The following is an 18388-nucleotide window of genomic DNA, read 5'->3' on the forward strand; positions in this document are numbered from 1 at the left end:
TGCTGGCTTACTGGTAGCCCTTCGGGAACGGATCCGGCTTGATCAGCTCAGCCGACTCCGCCACCACCTTGAACGTGCCATCGAGCTGCCCCTGCCCGATACGCGCCTTGCTCCACAAGTGGTGGTTCGCATCCAGCTTCACGTAGCCTTCTGGCGCCGTCTTCAGCTCGATGCCCGGCGAACCCGCGACTACCTTGTCCACGTCGAAGCTGCCGGCCTTCTCCACCGCCGCCTTCCACAGCCACGGACCGAGGTAGCCCGCTTGCGTCACGTCGCCGATCACCGCGTCCTTGCCGTACTTCGCCTTGAAGGCTTCCACGAACTTCTTGTTGTTCGCGTTGTCCAGCGTCTGGAAGTACTTCATCGACGAGTAGAAGCCCGCGAAGTTCTCGCCGCCCACGCCGGTCATTTCGTCTTCCGTCACGGCCAGCGTCAGCAGGAATTGCTTGTCGCCCGTGATGCCCGCAGCCTTGAGCTGCTTGTAGAAGGCCACGTTCGAGCCGCCCACCACGGCCGCAAAGATGCAGTCGGGCTTGGCCACCTTGATCTTGTTGATCAGCGAGTTGAAGTTGGTGTGGCCCAGCGGGTAGTACTCCTCGCCCTTGACCGAACCCTTCTGGAAGTTCTCGATGTGCTTGCGCGCGATCTTCATCGAGGTGCGCGGCCAGATGTAGTCGGAGCCCACCAGGAAGAAGGTCTTGGCCTTTTTTTCCTTCGCGCCCCAGTCCAGGCCCCAGATGATCTGCTGCGTGGCTTCCTGGCCGGTGTAGATCACGTTCTTGCTCTGCTCCAGGCCTTCGTAGAAGGTCGGGTAGTACAAGAGGCCGTTCTCTTTCTCGAACACAGGCAGCACGGCCTTGCGCGAGGCGCTGGTCCAGCAACCGAACACGGCCGCGCAGTGATCGTTGACCAGCAGCTTCTTCGACTTCTCGGCGAAGGTCGGCCAGTCGGAGGCGCCGTCTTCCTTGATGACCTTGATCTTGCGGCTCAGCACGCCGCCCATGGCGTTGATCTGGTCGATGGCGAGCTGTTCGGCCTGGATGGAGCCGGTCTCCGAAATCGCCATGGTGCCGGTGGACGAATGCAGCTGGCCCACCGTTACCTCGGTGTCGGTCACGGCGAGCTTGGTGGTGTTGACCTTGGCCGTGGGGAATTGCCCCTGGCCGAAGCTCAGGCCGCTCAGGCCCATCACGGGCAGCGCGGCGGCGCCCTGCAGCAGACGGCGGCGGCGCAATGCCAGGGCATCGAGAGAAAGATCTGAATCACGCGACATCAGGAAACTCCAGGCAGGTTGTTGGAAAGTAGAGCCGCGCACCATCGCAGTGCATCGGACGGTGCCTCGAGCACCATGGCTGGTACTTTAGAAATCACCCGGGTTTGCGCGAATACGTCATTCAACGTAGCGGCGGGAGCCGGCCCTGCCCGCAGACTCGCGAGCCAGACATCGGTGGAAAACATCGAGGGTAAAGAAGCACAGGGAGCGCTTCTTGCTGTACCTGCCCCATGCCACCGCCGCCGCGAGAACCAGCCATGCAATCCGTCTCCGGACAGAAGATCTTTCGCATCCGCCGCGACTACAACGCCTGGGTCGCGAACGAAACGCTGGAGGACTACGCGCTGCGCTACACGCCGCGCAGCTTTCGCAAGTGGTCGGAGTTCCGCGTGGCCAACGCGGCCTTCGGCGCCACCTCGTTCCTGGCACTGGAGGCCATCGGCGGCGCCATCGCGCTGAGCTACGGCTTCTCGAATGCGCTGTGGGCCATCCTGGTGGTGGGGCTCATCACCTTCCTCACGGGCCTGCCCATCTCGTACTACGCGGCCCGGCACGGCGTGGACATGGACCTGCTCACGCGCGGCGCGGGCTTCGGCTACCTTGGCTCCACGCTCACATCGCTGATCTACGCGAGCTTCACCTTCATCTTCTTCGCTCTGGAGGCGGCCATCCTCGCGCTGGCGCTGCAGATGTACCTCGACTGGCCGCTATGGCTGCTGTACATGGTGTCGTCGATCGTCATCATTCCGCTGGTGGCGCGGGGGATCACGCTCATATCGGGGCTGCAACTGTGGACGCAGCCGATCTGGATCGTGCTGTTCGTCTGCCCGTTCATCGCGGTACTGGTGAAGAAGCCCGAGCTGTACGCCGACTTCACCAGCCTGGTCGGACGCACCTCAGACAGCAGCGGCTTCGATCCGCTGATGTTCGGCGCCGCCGCCACGGTGGCCTTCTCGCTGGTGGTGCAGATCGGCGAGCAGGTCGACTACCTACGCTTCCTGCCAGAGAAGACCGCCGCCAACAGTGGCCGCTGGTGGACCGCGGTGCTCATCGCCGGGCCGGGCTGGATCGTGCCGGGCATGCTGAAGATGATGGGTGGCGCGTTCCTCGCCTTCCTGGCCCTGCAGCACGAGATACCGGCCAACCACGCGATCGAGCCCACGCAGATGTACCTCACGGGCTTCTCGTACGTGCTGCGCGACCCGGCCTGGGTGCTGGGCATCACGGTGCTGTTCGTGGTGATCTCGCAGATGAAGATCAACCTGACGAACGCCTACGCAGGTTCGCTCGCGTGGTCTAACTTCTTCGCGCGGCTCACGCACAGCCACCCGGGGCGCGTGGTGTGGCTGGTGTTCAACGTGGTCATCGCGATATTGCTGATGGCGCTGGGCGTATTCGCGGCGCTGGAACACGTGCTGGGCTTCTACAGCAACATCGCCATCGCATGGGTCGGCGCGCTGGTGGCCGACCTGGTCATCAACAAGCCGCTGGGCTGGAGCCCGAAGACCATCGAGTTCAAGCGCGCGCACCTGTACGACATCAACCCGGTGGGGCTGATGGCGATGCTGGTGGCGGCTGCGCTGGCCATGCTGGCCTACTCCGGCGTGCTGGGGCATTGGGCCCGCGCCTTCTCGCCCTTCATCGCGCTGGTGACGGCCATGGCCGTGTCGCCTCTGCTGGCCTGGCGTACGCGCGGGCGCTACTACCTCGCGCGCACAGACATCGACCGCTGGAAGCCGGGCCAGAGCGTGAAGTGCTCGGTGTGCGACAACAGCTTCGAGTCTGAAGACATGGCGCACTGCCCTGCCTACAGCGCGCCGATCTGCTCGCTGTGCTGCACGCTCGAATCGCGCTGCCACGACCGCTGCAAGACAAACTCGCGCGCGGCCGAGCAGATGAGCGGCTGGCTGCAGGCGCTGCTGCCGCCGGCGCTGTCGGCGCGGCTGAACTTCCGCGTGGCGCACTACCTGCTGATAGCCGCCTCGCTCATCGCGTTGCTGGCCACCGTGGTCGGCGTGGTCTACGCGCAGGAGGCGCTGGCGGGCACCAGCGATTCGGTCATGGCCACTGCCTTTCTCAAAGTGTTCGCATTGCTCTCCGTCGTGGCCGCTGTGGCCGCGTGGTGGGTGGTGCTGGGCAGCGAAAGCCGGCAGATGGCGCAGGAAGAATCGAACCGCCACAACAACCTGCTGGCCCTCGAAATCGAGGCGCACCGCCGCACCGATGCTGCGCTGCAGACCGCCAAGGAAGCCGCCGAGGCCGCGAACCAGGCCAAGACGCGCTATGTGGCCGGCATGACGCACGAGTTGCGCACGCCGCTCAACAGCATCCTGGGCTACTCGCAGATCCTGCTGAAGGGCGACGCCGTGACGCCGCCGCGCGAGGCGGTGCAGACCATTCACCGCAGCGGCGAGCACATGCTGGGCCTGATCGACGGCCTGCTCGACCTGGCGCGCATCGAGGCCGGCAGGCTGCAGCTGGAGCCCGCGCCGCTCGCGCTGCCGGCCTTTCTCGACCAGCTCGTGCACATGGTGCGGCCGCAGGCGGAGAACAAGGGCCTGGCCTTCGTCTTCACGCACGCCGGGCAGTTGCCGCCATGGGTGCATGCCGATGCGAAGTGGCTGCGGCAGATTCTCATCAACCTGCTGACGAACGCGGTGCGCTTCACCGACAGCGGCACCGTCACGCTGCATGTGGATGCGCGGCGCGAGGTGCTGCGCTTCGACGTGGTCGACACCGGCATCGGCGTGGCGGCGCAGGACCACCAGCGCATCTTCCTGCCCTTCGAGCGCGGTGCGGCGGGCCGCCGTCGCGGCGAGCCCGGCACGGGGCTGGGCTTGACGATCACCGGGCTGCTCACTTCGCTGATGGGCGGCGAGCTCAAGCTGGCCTCGACCTCTTCGCAAGGCAGCACCTTCAGCGTACGCGTGTACCTGCGCGAAGTGGCCGACCCCGGCCCGCAGGCCAGCAAGGCCGGCGCGCTGCGGCAACCCGTGTCGGGCTATATCGGCGCGCGCCGCACGCTGCTGGTGGTGGACGACCAGCCCGTGCAGCGCCAGATGCTCGCCGGCATGCTCGCGCCGCTGGGCTTCGAGGTGCGCGAGGCTGCGAGCGGCACCGAATGCCTCGACAGCCTGCGCGAGGAGCTGCCCTCGGCCATCCTGCTCGACCTGACGATGGACGACATGGACGGCTGGCAGACCGCCGCGTCGGTGCGCGCCTCGGGCTTTCGCGACATCCCGATCATCATCGTCTCGGCCAACATGTTCGAGAACCAGAGCGAGCGGCTGCGCGCGGCGGACTGCCAGGCCTTTGTGGGCAAGCCGGTGATCGAGTCGGCGCTGATCGCCACGCTGGAGCGGCACCTCGGCCTCGAATGGCTGTCGGGCAGCGATGCGTTGCCGCCCGCCGCTGCAGAAGACGTGCCGCAGCGCCCGCGCCAGCTTGCCCTTTCGGAAGACGACCGCGCCGAGCTCATGCGCCTCGTGCAGATGGGCCATGTGCGCGGCCTGCACACGGCGCTCGACCGGCTGGCGGCCGCCTCGCCCGCAGCGGCATCGACCTGCACCTGGCTGCGCGGCATGGTCACGCGCTTCGAACTCGACAACCTCCGCAACGCACTGGCCGAAGATGCAGACACCCTCGCCCCCTGAATCGCCATCATCATCCGAACGCCCCGTGGTGCTGGTGGTGGACGACGCACCCAGCAGCCTCGGCATGCTGTGCGACACGCTGGAGGCCAGCGGCTACACCGTGCTGGTGGCGGCCGACGGCGAGGCCGCGCTGCAGCGGCTCGAACTGGTGGTGCCCGACGCAATCTTGCTCGACGGCCTGATGCCCGGCCTCTCGGGCTTCGAGACCTGCAGGCGCATCAAGGCCAACCCGGCATGGGCGCACATTCCGGTGCTGTTCATGACGGGGCTTTCTGAAACCTCGCACGTGGTCGAGGGCTTCGAATGCGGCGGCGTCGACTACGTGGTGAAGCCGATCCGCGCGCAGGAGGTGCTGGCGCGGCTGCACACGCATGCGCGCAACGCGCGCATCACGCGCATGGCGCGAGACGCTGTCGACGTGGCCGGCATGGGTGTGGTGTTCATCGACACGCGCGGGCGCATCGCGTGGCGCTCGCCGCAGGCCGCGCTGTGGCTGCATGCGCTGGAAGACCCGGTGGCGCCGGGCCTGCTGCCCGCTTCGCTGGAACCGGCTCTCGCACCGGGCGCGGCCATTGCCATAGGCACCGCCACGGGCATGCGGCTGTCGGTGCGCAACCTCGGCGCGGCGGCACTCGGCGAGACGATGCTGCTCTTCGCCATCCAGCGCGAAGGGCCGGCCGCCCGCCTGGCCGACGCCGCACTCACGCCGCGCGAGACCGAGGTGCTGTCTTGGCTCGCCAAAGGCAAGACCAACCGCGACATCGGCGAGATCCTGGGCACCAGCCCACGCACGGTGAACAAGCACCTGGAGCACATCTTCGAGAAGCTGGGGGTGGAAACGCGGGCGGCTGCGGCGGCGCTGGCGAGCGGTATGTAACCCCCATGGGGTAACCGCCCCAACGGCACTGGGCTATAGCCCTCGAATGCTCTGGTTGCACCCAGAATGGGCATGCCACCGGAGAAATAGATGCTTTCAAGCCTTCTGCAGTTTCCTCCCCGCGAAAGTGCGTACAGGCGCAAGTTCCTGAACAACACGGACGAGAACCTGTTCATGGGTTCGTTCGAGAGCTTCGCGGCGGCCGAGGCTGGCGCACCGCCCTCCAAGGCCGTTGGCTACGCCAATGCCGACGCGGGCGAGCTTTACAGCCCGCAGATCTATTTCTACGACTATCCCGGTCTCTTCTGGCTGGGCCGCTCCATCGACGCGGGCCTGACGCGCGTGTTCGACCTGGGCGGACACGTCGGCATCAAGTACTACGCCTTCCGCCGCGTGCTGAGCTACCCCGACACCCTGCGCTGGACGGTGTGCGACGTGCCTGGCGTGGTCGAGAGCGGCCGAGCGATGGCCGTCAAGCGCGAAGCGACCGAGCAACTCGGCTTCACCACCGACTACCGCGATGCGAGCGGCTGCGACGTGCTGTATGTGTCGGGCAGCCTGCAGTACCTGCCGACCCGCATGGACGCGATTCTTTCCGCACTGGCCGTGAAGCCCAGGCGCATCGTCATGAACACCACGGCCGTGCACCCCGAGCGCACGATCTACACGCTCAACAGCATCGGCGTGGCCGTGTGCCCGTACCGCATCCAGCACCACGACGAACTCCTGGCCGACCTCGCGCGCTCCGGCTACAGGAAGCGCGATGTGTGGCGCAACGAGGGCAAGCCTATCGAGGTGCCCTTCGTCGACGGCGGGGACAAGCCGTACTACGCGGGCTGCTGCTTCGACCTCATCACCTGATCGCCCGCCGATGCATCGGCCCGGTCAGGGAATGACGGCCGGCAGGTTCTGGTCGGCCGTGTGGCGCTGTTCGGGCGTCATTGCGTCGTAGAGCTTCGACAACGCATCGCTTACTGCCTGCGTGCGCCGGGCACGGTCTTGTGCCTGCATGGCGCGCTGCTGCGCGAACTGCACGGCGGTCAGGTCGTCTGGTGGCGCCGCGGCAGTCATGCCGGCGCGGCTGGCCATGTCCCACACCGCATCGGAGAAGCGGTCCCACAGCTGTGACTGCTCGGGCGTGATCATGAGTTGCACGCGCAAGTCGTAGAGCTTGTCGCGGATCTTGCCCGCAGCGGTTGCCGGCGTGGACAGGCCGTCGCCTGTGCGCGGGCTCGTCGTGCTGTCGGGCCGCGTACCGCGCCGGCCTCCGCCCATGCCACCGCCACCGCCACCGCCGAATTGCGCAAAGCAATGGCCGCTCACGGCGACAAGGGCAGCGGCAAGCGCGAAGCGCTGCAGGGGTCGATTCATCATCATTGCGGGTTCTTTCGATGCCTGGCCCTCGAAGGACCACCGCGCATTTCAGGCGCGGCAGCTGTCCCGGGCGTTGCGAGCCCGTAAACCCGGGGTAAAGCAGGCCGTCTTTACTTCTGGATCGAGGCAGCGCTTCATCGGCATCGAAAACATCTTGACGGCCTTCAAAAAGATATTAAAGTGATATCACTTTTAACGGAGGCTACATGCAAGAGAAGACCCCCACAACACCGCGCAAGGTCCGCAAGGAGCGCCCCTACCGGTCGATCAACGGCTACGGCGTGTCGGCCGTGGTGCTGCTGCTGATCGCTGTCGGCATATGGGCGCTGGTGCAGCGCCTGATGCCGCTGCCCATGAGCATTCTGCTGATCGTGATCGGCCTCGTGCTGATCCCTGGCCTCTACATGCTGCAGCCCAACGAGGGCATCATCCTCACGCTGTTCGGCGAGTATCAGGGCACCGACCGCACCGAGGGCCTGCGCTGGACCAACCCGCTGCAAAGCGGCCAGAAGATCTCGCTGCGCGCACGCAACCTCAACACACCGCCGCTGAAGGTGAACGACAAGCGCGGCAACCCGGTGGAGATCGGCGCGGCGGTGGTATGGAGGGTCTACGACACGGCGCAGACCGTGTTCGAGATCGACGACTACAACAAGTTCGTCGCCATCCAGGCCGAAGCAGCCATCCGCCACCTTGCCACTCTCTATGCCTACGACAGCGGCGACGACCTGCAGAGCGAAGAAACCACGCTGCGCGCCGGGCTCGACACGGTGGCCGATGCACTCAAGGACGAGCTGAACCAACGCTTTGCCAGCGCGGGCGTCGAAGTGCTCGACGCCAAGCTCACCCACCTCGCCTACGCCCCCGAGATCGCGCAGGTGATGCTGCGCCGCCAGCAGGCGGTGGCCATCGTCAGTGCGCGGCACCAGATCGTGGCGGGCGCGGTCGGCATGGTCGAGGCAGCGCTCAAGGGCCTGTCGGAGCGCAATCTCGTGGTGCTGGACGACGAGCGCAAGGCCTCGATGGTGTCGAACCTGCTGGTGGTGCTGTGCTCCGACCGGGAGACGCAGCCCGTGGTCAACACCGGTACGCTGTACACCTGAAGCCCGTCTCTCTACCCGCACCCGATGGCCAGTCCCGGAAAAAAATCCTACCCCCTGCGCATCGATCCGGCCCTGTGGGCCGAGATCGAACGCCTGGCGGCGCAGGAGCTGCGAAGCGCGAACGCGCAGGTCGAGTTCCTGCTGCGCGAAGGGCTGGCCAGGCGAGGAAGGCTGCCCGCCGCGGACGCAGGCAAGCCCGACGAGCCTGCGTCGTCCCCTCAGTGATAACCCCGAATCCGCTGAAGGCCGAATGACAGCCCCGGCTTCTACGATGGCAGTAGCAGGCAGCGCTCACGCCGCCGCTTCCTTCCTCCTGGAGACATCGTGACGAAGCCCATTCTTTCTTCTTCCTTTCGCACCCTCACCCGCCGCGCAGCCCTTCCGCTGATTGCAGCCCTCGCGCTCGCCGGCTGCGGCGGCCTCGGCGGCGGCAGCAAGCCCGCCACCGGCGACATCCACGTCATGACCTCGGGCGGCTTCACCGCCGCCTACAACGACCTGCGCCCCGAGTTCGAGCGCAGCAGCGGCCGCACCGTGAAAACGGCATACGGCGCCTCGATGGGCAATGCCGACGACTCGATCCCCAGCCGCCTCGCGCGCAACGAGCCGGCCGACGTTGTGATCCTCGCTCGCCCCGCGCTCGATGCACTCGTCGCACAGGGCAAGGTCGTGCCCGGCAGCCAGGTCGACCTGGTGCGCTCGGCCATCGGCTTCGCAGTGCGCAAGGGCGCACCCAAGCCAGACATCAGTTCCGTCGATGCACTGAAGCGCACGCTGCTCGCGGCCCCGTCCATCGCCTACTCGGCCAGCGCAAGCGGCACCTACTACGAGACCGAGCTGCTCAAGAAGCTCGGCATCGAAGACCAGGTCAAGCCCAAGAGCAAGCGCATCCTGAGCGAGCGCGTCGGCACGGTGGTAGCGCGCGGCGACGCAGCGCTCGGCCTGCAGCAGGTGAGCGAGCTGTTGCCCATCGCCGGCATCGACTACATCGGCCCGCTGCCGGCAGAAGTGCAGCAGGTGACGGTGTTCTCTGCCGGCGTGGCCACCGCATCGAAACAACCCGATGCGGCACGGCAGCTGATCCGCTATCTCAACTCGCCCGCTGCCGCGCCCACCATTGCCAAGACGGGGCTGGAGCCACTGACCGCGCCGTAAACTGACGCGCATCCCCCAGCTCTCATCGACGACACACGCCATGACGATCTCCCCCGCCCTCGTTTCCGCTTTCGCGCCCGGCGGCACGCTGCGCGCCTCGATCAACCTCGGCAACCCCATCCTGGCCAACAAGGACGCGGCCAGCGGCGAGCCGGTAGGCGTCTCGATCGATCTGGCGCGAGAGTTCGCACGGCGGCTCGGTGTGGGCGTCGAGCTGGTGGTGTTCGAGAAGGCGGCGGCTTCGGTCGAGGCTGTAAAAAACGAAAAGGCCGACATCGGCTTCTTCGCCATCGACCCGGCACGCAGCGAAGGGCTGCTGTTCACCGCGCCCTATGTGCTGATCGAGGGTAGCTACCTCGTGCCCGAAGCTTCGGTGCTCGCCGACAACGCGCAGGTCGATGCGAAGGGCCACCGCATCTCGGTCGGCTCAGGCAGCGCCTACGACCTGTTCCTCACGCGCGAGATCAAGGCAGCCGAGATCGTGCGGCTGCAGGGCGCGGGCCCGGCGCTTGCAGCACTGCGTTCAGGCGAAGTCGAAGTGGCGGCCGGCATCCGCCAGATGCTCGAAGGCGAAGCGCAGCGCGCACCCGGCGTGCGCGTGCTCCCGGGCCGCTTCATGGTGATCCAGCAGGCCATGGGCACGCCGGCCAGCCGCGGCGCCGCGGCACAAGCGCTGCTCGCCGCCTTCGTCGAAGAGATGAAGGCCAGCGGCTTCGTGGCCGATGCGCTGAAGCGCCATCGCATCGAGGGCGCGAGCGTGGCACCCGCGGCCTGACCTACCGGCGCTTCAGCCGTCAGAGCTTGTACGCCTCCACCGGCCCCCGCGAGTAGAAGAGAAAGTAGCCCGTCGAAGTCTGGAAGCCGTTCTTCTTCCAGCCCGCCGGCACTTTGAAGATGCCTAGCTGCTCGCTCGCCATGCCAACGAAGGCGGTGCCCTCCTTGTCGGTGGTGATGCGAGCCCATTGCTCGCGCGTGACCGGCTTCATCTGCATCTTCGGTTCGCTCCACTCGGGCGTGCGCACCTTGTCGCGCATCACGTAGCGGTCGCCCTGCTTCTCTATCTTGATCAGTTCCTTGAGCGCGCCGTTCTGCTTGACGGCGTAGGTGCCGACCAGTTCGGCCTCGGGTCCGCTGCTGCTGCTTGCGCCGCATGCGGCAAGCAGCAATGCCGACGCCCCGGCGGCCAGCCATTTCAATGCTGTGTTCATGTTGATCCTCGTGCGATGAGGCGCGCACCGACCGATATGCCGGGCGGCGCGCGCCGGTTCAAACAATGCTCAGCGCTTGTCGTTCTCGCGCAGCTTCAGGCTGCCCTGGAAGCGCAGCGCATGCGGGTACTCTTCCTTCTCGACCCCGGCATCGACCGCCGCCATCTTCTGCTGGCTCACCTGCGTCTTGGCCAGCAAGGTCGCCGGCAGGTTGACCACACCCTTGATCTGGTCGTACTGCGCCTGCGTGATGCGCCCCACGCTCAGCAGCCGGAACGCATCGCGCTCGATATTCAGCAGCAGCGGCTTGTTGCTTGCAAAACTCTGCGCCTTGGCCAGCAGTGCGCTCCAAGACTGCGCGCTGTAGTTGCTCACGTAGTAGTCCTGCCCGGTCGGCCCGGCCAGTACGGCCGTGCAGCCTGGTAGCTCGATCTGCGTGCTGTTGTTCGACATCACGAAGGTCTGGCGCTTTTCCATCGCGTCGCCGTATGCCAGCGTGACGGGAACGGTCCAGGTCGAGGCCGGGTACACGTTCTGGTTGGGGAACGACTCCTGCGTGATGTTCACGTAGGTGCTGTTGCCCGCGCACTGCGCGTCGACCGTGAGCAGCGGAATGCCGGTCTGGCGGATGAGGCTGTCGCCGATGTCGCTCACCTTCTTGTCGGTGGCCTTCTCCAGCGAACTCCACAGCCGCGAAGGCGTGACGTTGCCGTACGCGTAGTCCTTCAGGTAGATCTGCAGGCCCTTCTGCATCGCCTCTTCGCCGATGTAGTTCTGGATGGTCTCCAGCACGTGGCTGCCCTTGTTGTAGACGAAGATCGACGGGCTGATGAAGCCGAACGAACCCGCGTCGTTGAGGTTGCGCTGCACCGGCACCGCCGTGTTCTTCAGGTCGGCCACGATCACGTTGTGCTTGTCCAGCACGTAGTCGGAGAAGCTGTAGTACTCGGGGTGGAACTTGATCGTGGTGCGCCTTTCGAACCAGCGCGCGAACGACTCGTTGAGCCACACGTTGTCCCACCAGTCGAGCGTGACCAGGTCGCCGAACCACTGGTGCGCCACCTCGTGCGTGACCACCGTCACCGAGTACAGCGTGGGCGTGTCGCCCGGCTTGGTGAGCACCGAATCGGCAAACTCGAAGATCGAGCCCCAGTTCTCCATTCCACCGAAGCCGGTGTTGGGCTTGTTGTTGTAGCTGTCGTTGGCCGCGACGGTGTCGAACTTCTTGAAGGGCAGCGGGATACCGGTGTACTTGTAGTAGTAGTCCATCGACACCTTGGTCCACTCCATCGCGAACTTGGCCCAGTCGGCGCGGCCCGGCGGCGTGAACCAGCGCAGCGGCATGTCGCTGCCGTCGAGCGGGTTCTTGAAGTTGTCGGCCAATATGTCGAACTTGCCGCCGCCGAAGAAGGTCAGGTACATCGGCATCGAGGGAGTCTTCTCGAATGCCACGCGCTGGTAGCCGTCGGGCAGCTTCGTTGCCTCGGTCTGTGCGCCGTTCGACACCGTCTTCCAGTCGCCCGGCACCTCGGCCGAGATCTCGAAGGTGTGGCGGAAGGCCGGCTCGTCCCAGCCCGGGAACCACTGCCGCGCGTAGTTGGTTTCGCCCTGCGTCACGATGGCATCGCTGCTCACGCCCTCGGGCGTTGAGAGCCCCACCTTGAAGATGCCTGTGGCGGCCGAACAGAACGGGTTGCGCGCCACCTCCGCGGGCGGGCAGTACTCGGCGTCGGAGAACTGGATCTTGCCGTCCCACTCCATGTGCAGCAGGTACTTGCCCTTTGCGATCTGGCCGTCGTTCAGGCGCAGCTGCACGAAGTCGCCCAGCGTCTGCGGCGTGGGAATCAGCGGAATCGCCTCGGCGGGGCTCGACACCTTGCGCAGCGTGGTGCGGCCCTTTGCAAAGTTCAGGTTGTGCGCGGCAACGACGATGGCGTCGACCGGCTTGAGCACTTCGATCTCCACATCGCCACGGCCCACGAAAGTCTTGAGCGCCGCATCGGGACGGAACCACAGCTTGTAGTTGCTGGGCCAGACGGTGTCGGGCAGCTCCATCGGCTTGGCCGAACGATCGACCGCTGCGACGGCGGCATTCGCCGAATTGGGCACGCCGTCGTCGGGCGTCTTCGAGGTGGGGTCGGACACGGGTGCCGAAACAACGGAGTCCGAGGGTGCGCTGAGGCCGGTGCCGGCACCGCCGAGCGAAGCGCCGCCACTGTCTCCGCCGCCGCCGCATGCCGTCAGAACGGCAAGGGTCACTGCGGTGATGGCAAGATAATTGACCACCGGGGTACTGAATTTTTTCATGATCGCCTCTGAGTACTCTTGGTAAGAAGAAACATGCGCCGTCCCGCATGCGCCCGGCGGATAGCCGGCGATGCGCGTAACGCGCGCGGTGATGAGATGAACAACGGGGTTATCTGGGAAGAAAAACGGGCAACACACTGCCCTCCCGGCGAACGCTTTCGTTCGTCAGGACCGCACAGTCATGCAAGGTCACACCGCGTGCGAGGCGGTGGTCCCAGGATGCGAGGCGTAAGAGGTTCCATTCCCGTCAGACGCGGGGTGATGGGATGCAAGCGCGGGGCTGTAGTGCGAAGGCTCGCGCTCAGTGCCGGCGCATCTGCGCGGTGCGTTTCCGCGAAGCGGAAGCAGCACGAACCATGTCGGTTATGGCAAGACTTTCTGCGGCTCTTGTCGTTGATTTCACGCGCATTCCCTCGTCCATTGATGTGCGCCAGTTTTAGCTGAACGAACAAGTCAGCTCAACGAATCGCGGAACTTTTCTCTCTCAAAATGTTCGCGCGCCATAGGCCGAATGGCGTCATGACATGCAGCGCACGCCGTGCGCTATGTAGATGGTTCTAGCGTCGAAACACCTGCTCACGCAGATGACAGAAATCGGCCCCATGCACTGTGACTGCGTGGCCACAGTACGAAGGTACAAGCCTTAGAAAAGCTCAGGAAAGCTGTGAACCTGAGACTGCTGCAGCGCCGTGCATGCGGTCGCGCAGCCACAACAAGAGGCCGCATGCGAACACCACGACCTGCGTGCCGATCAGCAGCGCGAAGCCCGCGAAGAAACCGGAGGCCGATGCCGCCGATGCAGCGGCCGTGCTCGCGGTGCCCGAGACATGCGACACCGCGCCGATCACGCCGCCCATCAGCGCCGGCATGAAGCCCGCCACAAGGCTGCCCGCGCCATTGGTCACGCCGAACGCACTGGCCGTGTGCTCGGGCCGCGAGCAGTACTGCACCGTGCTCGGAATGGCCGGACTCTGGAGGCCCCAGAAGAAGTTGGCCGCCACTAGGCAGCTTGCCGCCGCGTATGGATCGCGTGCGTTGATGGCCATCAGCACCGACAGCGCCACACCCAAGCTCGCACCCATGAAGATGAAGGGCACACGCTCGCGCCCGACCTTGTCGATGAGCACGCCGCCCATGAACACCGCGAGCACCGTGGCGTATTGCGGCAGCGAGGCCAGCCAGCCCATCTCGCGCATCGAAAAGCCTCGCGCTTCGCGCAGATACGTCGGCAGCCAGTTGCTGCTGCCCCAGAGGTAGGCCAGCGCGGCCGAGGTCAGCAGCGTGATGAGGAACAGGTGCCGCGTGTGCAGCGCGCCCTTCACGATGCCGCCCACGCGCGCCATCGCCTCGCCGAACGACGAAGGCTTCACGCCATCGGCATGCACCGGCGGCATGCGCACGAAGGCCAGCACCAGCGGAATGCCGAGCACGATGTTCAACACGCCGAGCACGTGGAACGATGTGTCCCACGCGAACTGCGTGAGCAGATAGCCAACCAGCGGATAGCCAATGGCCAGCCCCAGCCCCGTGCCCATGTTCACGAAGGCATTGGGCTTGCCGTTCTCGTCGCTGCGGAAATGCGCCTTGATGTACGCAGAGGCCAGCGAGAACAGCGGCCCCTCCGACACGCCCAGCAGGATGCGCGAGGCCAGCAGCATGCCGTAGCTGTGGAACATCGGCGAGGCCCACGTCACCACGCCCCAGAGGATCAGGCCGTACACCAGGCTGCGCCGCACACCGAACAGCGCCGAGCAGAACGGCGTGAGCACGAAAGCCGACACGCCGTAGCCCAGCATGAAGGCCGTCGCGAGGAAGCCCTGGCTCACGCGGTCGGTGGCCGCGATGCCCACATGGTTCAGGAACGCGGCATCGGTGATCAGCACCGCGATGTTGATGCGGTCCACGTAGGAGATCGCGACGATCACGAACAGCGTGATGACACCGTACCAACGAAAGTTCTTGCTACTGCCGATGCTGTTGCTCTGCATGACCTGTCCTGCCGATGTGGGAGTGGTGACGCGCCTGTGCGCCTAGAACATGTGGCGCATGCCGAACTCTGTGCCGCTGGAGGCGCGGTTCGGCGCGGTGATAGCGCCCGAAAGAGCTTGCGACGCACCATTGCTGTTGCTGATGCGCGCGATGGTGGCGTACAGCGCGGTGCGCTTCGACAGGTTGTGCACGTAGCCGATCGCCAGCTTCGACGAGGTTGGCTTCAGCGCTGCACCGACAGGCTCCAGCCGGTAGCGCGCATACGAGGCCTTGATCTCGCCGGGCCCGATGGGCAGCTGCAAGCCGACGAGCGCGCCCTTGGCATCGGTCGAGCCCTTCGACTCCTTGTACAGCTCGCTCGTGAGCTTGAGGTTCATGAGCGACGCATCGAAGGTATAGGACGCGCCGAGGTTCGTCACGCGCAGGTCGCCGCTCGCATAGCGCGTGCGGCCGGTGGCCAGCGCGATGTTGAGCCCGCCGCTCTGGTAGCCGAAGCGCGCGCCCGTGTGGTCGCCGTCATGCTCGTTCGACACCCGCGTGCCAGGCAGCACCGAGTTGGAATCGTTCTCGCCCATCGCGTACATCACCTGCCCGTAGAAGCCGCCGAGGCTGGCCGGCAGCAGGTAACCGATGCTGTTCGAGGCACGCGTGCCCGTGGGCGCGACGAGGCCACCGAGGCCCGAGAAGTAGATCTGGTTCGCGCCGATGCCGCCGCCCGTGCCGAAGGGGTCGAAGATGGCAGTGTTCCAGAACGCCGGCACATAGTCGCGCCCCAGCCGCAGCTCGCCGAACGGCCCTGCAAGGCTCACGGTGGAGCGGCGGTTGAAGCTCAGCACGCCCGCGGTGCCGTTGCCGCTGGCCTGGTTGTTGGAGTTCGACGGAAAGCCCGTGCCGCTGTCGTTCTGCAGACCCATCTCCAGCCAGAAGTTGGCCGAGTAGCCGCCGCCCAGGTCTTCCGTGCCGCGAAAACCGAGGCGGCTGAACATGTTGCCGCTGTTGGTCAGCTGCGTCTTGTGGGCCGAACCGTTGCCGCTGCCCTTGGTGTAGGTGACGGCTGCGTCGACCACGCCGAAGAGCGTGAGGGAAGATTGGGCCAGCGCTCCGCCAGCCGTGCTGGCCGCAGCCAGCGCGATCAAGTAGTTTTTCATTGGATTTTCGGGAGTGGTTTTTCTCTGGCCGCGGGCCTCAGATGTCGAGCACCAGCCTCTCGCCCTTGCAGCGGGAGACGCAGATCATCATGGTCTTGTTGGACGCACGTTCGATCTTGGTGAGGATGCCGTCGTGATGGTCGACCTCGCCTTCGAGCACAGCCGTTTCGCAGGCGCCGCAGACGCCTTCCTTGCAGCTGTGGTCGGGGTTGAGGCCGGCGTCGATCAGGCTGTCGAGAATCGACTTGCCCGCCGGCACCTCGACGCTCTTGCCGCTCTTCGCACACTGCACCACGTAGCTCTGCGTGGCGCTGGGCGCCTCCACATGCACGGCGGCGAAGCGTTCGATGTGCGCGTTGGTGTAGCCCAGTTGCTCGCAGCCCTTCTCGAAGGCATCGAGCATCGGCGTGGGGCCACAGCAGTAGTAGTGGCTGGCGCTGCCCTTGCCCGACAACAGCTCGGCAAGGTTGGGCGGCGCGCCCTTCTCGTCGTCGAAGTGCCAGGTCAGCTGCACCGACTTTTCTTTCGCCAGCGCTTCGATGCCGTCGCAGAAGGCTGCCTCCTTGCGGGTGCGTGCGCAGTACAGGATCTCGACCGGCTTGCCGATGGCCACCAGCCGCTGCAACATGCACCAGATGGGCGTCACGCCGATGCCGCCGGCCACGAGCACCGAGCGTTCCGCGCCCTCCTCCAGCTTGAAGTTGTTGCGGGGCGCCGAGATGGGCAGCGTCATGCCCACGCGCAGCTGCTGGTGCACGTAGCGCGAGCCGCCGCGGCTCTTGCGGTCGTTGAGCACGCCCACCACGTAGCGCTGGCGGTCGCTCGATGGGTTGCACAGCGAGTAGCTGCGCACAAGCCCGTTGGGCAGGTGTAGGTCGATGTGGGAGCCGGCCTCGAAGGCAGGAAAGTCCACGGCAGGCGTGGCCGGCCGGAACTCGACGCTCACGATGCCGTCGGCCTCGTAGCGCATGGTGTGCACGAGGGCGTTGAGCGTGGGAGAAGACATGGCGATGCTCGCTTCCCGCTCAGGCTGTTGCGGCTTCCGCCAGCTGGGCCTGCGCCAGGTTGCGCATGTGGCGACGCAGGCGAACGATGCCCAGATCGTGCTGGTACAGGTTCTCGTGCTGGTTGGCGTCGGGCTCCATCTCTTCGAGCATCACGCGGTCCTGCTCCAGCACGTGCCAGTGGCGCGCTTCCAGCCGGTTCTTGTAGAGAAAGCGCCAGGTGTCGCGCTGCCAGCCCGGCTCCAGCTTGCGCACGCGCCAGAAGAAGGTGGCCGTCATGCCCTTCACGATCGGCGAGAAGGCTCCAATGATGATGAAGTTGCCGCCAGGGCCGCCGGTCTTGGGGTACGGAATTTCCAGGCGCATCCAGTGGATGCCGGTGTCAGCCCACTCGGTCCAGTCGAAGTTGACGTTGCGCTGGCCTTCCTTCTCGAACACGAAGCCGATGTCGGTCGGACGAATGCCGAACTTCGCACTCGAGTCGCCCTCGGCCATCGAATGCGACTGCTTGTGCAGGTACGTGCCGTGCATCGGGTCCATCACGTTGTCGAGCACGTAGCGGTAGTCGCCCTTCCACTCGGTGTAGCAAAGGAAGCTCGAATACTCGGCGTCGTCGGTCAGTTGCTCGGGCAGCACCAGCGGCGGCGCAATGTCGACCGGTTCCTTCGAGTTGTAGAGAAACACCGCACCCGCGCGCTCCTGCACATGGAAGTGCCGAGTCGCCTTCGAGCCTTCGAGCTTGCAGCCGGGGCTGCCGGGCACGCGCGTGACGACACCGTCATGCCGCACCTCGACGCCGTGATACGGGCACGAGAGGCGGTCGCCCAGTACCACGCCCTGCGACAGCGGCGCACCGCGATGCGGGCAGCGGTCTTCCAGCGCATGCAGCACGCCTTCGCCGTCGCGCCACAGCGCGATCTTGCGGCCGAGGCGGCGCAGGGAGATGGGGTTCTCCTTGATGAAGTGCGAGGGGCAGATCGGATACCAGAGGTCCTTCAGGCCGATCTCCAGAAGATGATCGACAGGATCGGCGGGAACGGGTTGGATGGCGATGGTCATGGTGGGTACTCCTCAGGCGGCCAGCGCGGCCATTTCCTTGCGGTACAGCGCCTCGGTCCAGGGCTGGCCGCCTGGCGTGGCAAGGCCGCTGTCGTTGAGCCGCTGCACGAGCCCTGGCAGGTCGTGGATGCCATCGCCGAAGGCGCGCTCGATCACGTCGCCCAGCAGGTCTTCGTAAGTGGTCGCGGGGCGCTGGCGCGCCTGGTGCGGTTGCAGGTAGCGGTCTTGGGGTTGCATC

At 65.7% G+C, this 18388-nt stretch carries 16 protein-coding genes; 7 read left to right on the forward strand and 9 right to left on the reverse strand.

The window, feature by feature from the left end; translation table 11 throughout:
• Positions 1-7: 7 nt before the first annotated feature.
• Positions 8-1273 carry an urea ABC transporter substrate-binding protein gene (gene urtA, locus ACZYSP_RS04895; RefSeq protein ID WP_489013004.1) on the reverse strand — a complete coding sequence of 422 codons (1266 nt, stop codon included), beginning with the start codon at positions 1271-1273 and terminating at the stop codon, positions 8-10.
• Positions 1274-1530: 257 nt separating this feature from the next.
• Here urtA and ACZYSP_RS04900 point away from each other — a divergent pair, with 257 nt between their 5' ends.
• The 3 genes from ACZYSP_RS04900 (at position 1531) to ACZYSP_RS04910 (ending at position 6664) form a co-directional block, all read left to right on the forward strand.
• A complete protein-coding gene (locus tag ACZYSP_RS04900; RefSeq protein ID WP_256216616.1) occupies positions 1531-4926 on the forward strand; it encodes a hybrid sensor histidine kinase/response regulator in 3396 nt (1131 codons plus the stop codon).
• A complete protein-coding gene (locus ACZYSP_RS04905) occupies positions 4904-5803 on the forward strand; it encodes a response regulator transcription factor (protein ID WP_093055847.1) in 900 nt (299 codons plus the stop codon). The genes ACZYSP_RS04900 and ACZYSP_RS04905 overlap by 23 nt, the downstream gene beginning before the upstream one ends.
• Positions 5804-5893: 90 nt before the next feature.
• The gene (locus tag ACZYSP_RS04910; protein WP_093073596.1) at positions 5894-6664 is read left to right on the forward strand and encodes a TIGR04325 family methyltransferase; all 771 of its coding nucleotides are present in this window, start codon (positions 5894-5896) and stop codon (positions 6662-6664) included.
• Positions 6665-6688: 24 nt separating this feature from the next.
• On the opposite strand, the gene ACZYSP_RS04915 is transcribed toward ACZYSP_RS04910, so the two are convergent.
• Positions 6689-7177, reverse strand: a complete 489-nt coding sequence (locus ACZYSP_RS04915) for a Spy/CpxP family protein refolding chaperone (protein WP_177192708.1) — start codon at positions 7175-7177, stop codon at positions 6689-6691.
• 206 nt (positions 7178-7383) lie between these two features.
• On the opposite strand from ACZYSP_RS04915, the gene ACZYSP_RS04920 reads away from it, so the two are divergent.
• From ACZYSP_RS04920 to ACZYSP_RS04935, 4 genes are all read left to right on the forward strand, one after another.
• Entirely contained in the window at positions 7384-8280 is an 897-nt protein-coding gene (locus tag ACZYSP_RS04920) for an SPFH domain-containing protein (protein ID WP_093073592.1), read from the forward strand.
• Between the two features lie 24 nt (positions 8281-8304).
• Positions 8305-8505, forward strand: a complete 201-nt coding sequence (locus tag ACZYSP_RS04925; protein ID WP_093073590.1) for a type II toxin-antitoxin system antitoxin — start codon at positions 8305-8307, stop codon at positions 8503-8505.
• A gap of 99 nt (positions 8506-8604) precedes the next feature.
• The gene (locus ACZYSP_RS04930; RefSeq protein WP_177192707.1) at positions 8605-9435 is read left to right on the forward strand and encodes a substrate-binding domain-containing protein; all 831 of its coding nucleotides are present in this window, start codon (positions 8605-8607) and stop codon (positions 9433-9435) included.
• Positions 9436-9475: 40 nt separating this feature from the next.
• Positions 9476-10210, forward strand: coding sequence for a transporter substrate-binding domain-containing protein (locus ACZYSP_RS04935; RefSeq protein ID WP_489013009.1), 735 nt, complete (start codon positions 9476-9478; stop codon positions 10208-10210).
• A 19-nt stretch (positions 10211-10229) separates the two neighbouring features.
• On the opposite strand, the gene ACZYSP_RS04940 is transcribed toward ACZYSP_RS04935, so the two are convergent.
• The 7 genes from ACZYSP_RS04940 to ACZYSP_RS04970 all read right to left on the reverse strand — a co-directional run bounded on the left by ACZYSP_RS04940 (position 10230) and on the right by ACZYSP_RS04970 (position 18387).
• Complete coding sequence (locus ACZYSP_RS04940; protein ID WP_093073586.1) at positions 10230-10643, reverse strand: hypothetical protein; 414 nt, start codon at positions 10641-10643, stop codon at positions 10230-10232.
• A 69-nt stretch (positions 10644-10712) separates the two neighbouring features.
• A complete protein-coding gene (locus tag ACZYSP_RS04945; RefSeq protein WP_093073584.1) occupies positions 10713-12950 on the reverse strand; it encodes a M1 family metallopeptidase in 2238 nt (745 codons plus the stop codon).
• 653 nt (positions 12951-13603) lie between these two features.
• Positions 13604-14938 (reverse strand): MFS transporter, encoded by a 1335-nt coding sequence (locus ACZYSP_RS04950; RefSeq protein WP_489013012.1) that lies wholly within the window; start codon positions 14936-14938, stop codon positions 13604-13606.
• Between the two features lie 42 nt (positions 14939-14980).
• Complete coding sequence (locus tag ACZYSP_RS04955) at positions 14981-16087, reverse strand: porin (protein ID WP_093073579.1); 1107 nt, start codon at positions 16085-16087, stop codon at positions 14981-14983.
• Positions 16088-16124: 37 nt separating this feature from the next.
• Positions 16125-17093 (reverse strand): PDR/VanB family oxidoreductase, encoded by a 969-nt coding sequence (locus tag ACZYSP_RS04960; protein WP_093073577.1) that lies wholly within the window; start codon positions 17091-17093, stop codon positions 16125-16127.
• 19 nt (positions 17094-17112) lie between these two features.
• Positions 17113-18150 carry an aromatic ring-hydroxylating oxygenase subunit alpha gene (locus ACZYSP_RS04965; protein ID WP_093073575.1) on the reverse strand — a complete coding sequence of 346 codons (1038 nt, stop codon included), beginning with the start codon at positions 18148-18150 and terminating at the stop codon, positions 17113-17115.
• 12 nt (positions 18151-18162) lie between these two features.
• A complete protein-coding gene (locus ACZYSP_RS04970) occupies positions 18163-18387 on the reverse strand; it encodes a recombinase-like helix-turn-helix domain-containing protein (protein WP_093055826.1) in 225 nt (74 codons plus the stop codon).
• Position 18388: the final 1 nt, after the last annotated feature.

Source organism: Variovorax sp. F042, assembly GCF_057814215.1.

Coding starts and splice junctions, on each gene's coding strand:
- ACZYSP_RS04925 (WP_093073590.1), top strand. CDS start 8,305: ATGGCCAGTCCCGGAAAAAAATCCTACCCCCTGCGCATCGATCCGGCC.
- ACZYSP_RS04970 (WP_093055826.1), bottom strand. CDS start 18,387: ATGCAACCCCAAGACCGCTACCTGCAACCGCACCAGGCGCGCCAGCGC.
- ACZYSP_RS04910 (WP_093073596.1), top strand. CDS start 5,894: ATGCTTTCAAGCCTTCTGCAGTTTCCTCCCCGCGAAAGTGCGTACAGG.
- ACZYSP_RS04965 (WP_093073575.1), bottom strand. CDS start 18,150: ATGACCATCGCCATCCAACCCGTTCCCGCCGATCCTGTCGATCATCTT.
- urtA (WP_489013004.1), bottom strand. CDS start 1,273: ATGTCGCGTGATTCAGATCTTTCTCTCGATGCCCTGGCATTGCGCCGC.
- ACZYSP_RS04955 (WP_093073579.1), bottom strand. CDS start 16,087: ATGAAAAACTACTTGATCGCGCTGGCTGCGGCCAGCACGGCTGGCGGA.
- ACZYSP_RS04945 (WP_093073584.1), bottom strand. CDS start 12,950: ATGAAAAAATTCAGTACCCCGGTGGTCAATTATCTTGCCATCACCGCA.
- ACZYSP_RS04950 (WP_489013012.1), bottom strand. CDS start 14,938: ATGCAGAGCAACAGCATCGGCAGTAGCAAGAACTTTCGTTGGTACGGT.
- ACZYSP_RS04905 (WP_093055847.1), top strand. CDS start 4,904: ATGCAGACACCCTCGCCCCCTGAATCGCCATCATCATCCGAACGCCCC.
- ACZYSP_RS04900 (WP_256216616.1), top strand. CDS start 1,531: ATGCAATCCGTCTCCGGACAGAAGATCTTTCGCATCCGCCGCGACTAC.
- ACZYSP_RS04940 (WP_093073586.1), bottom strand. CDS start 10,643: ATGAACACAGCATTGAAATGGCTGGCCGCCGGGGCGTCGGCATTGCTG.
- ACZYSP_RS04915 (WP_177192708.1), bottom strand. CDS start 7,177: ATGATGAATCGACCCCTGCAGCGCTTCGCGCTTGCCGCTGCCCTTGTC.
- ACZYSP_RS04935 (WP_489013009.1), top strand. CDS start 9,476: ATGACGATCTCCCCCGCCCTCGTTTCCGCTTTCGCGCCCGGCGGCACG.
- ACZYSP_RS04960 (WP_093073577.1), bottom strand. CDS start 17,093: ATGTCTTCTCCCACGCTCAACGCCCTCGTGCACACCATGCGCTACGAG.
- ACZYSP_RS04920 (WP_093073592.1), top strand. CDS start 7,384: ATGCAAGAGAAGACCCCCACAACACCGCGCAAGGTCCGCAAGGAGCGC.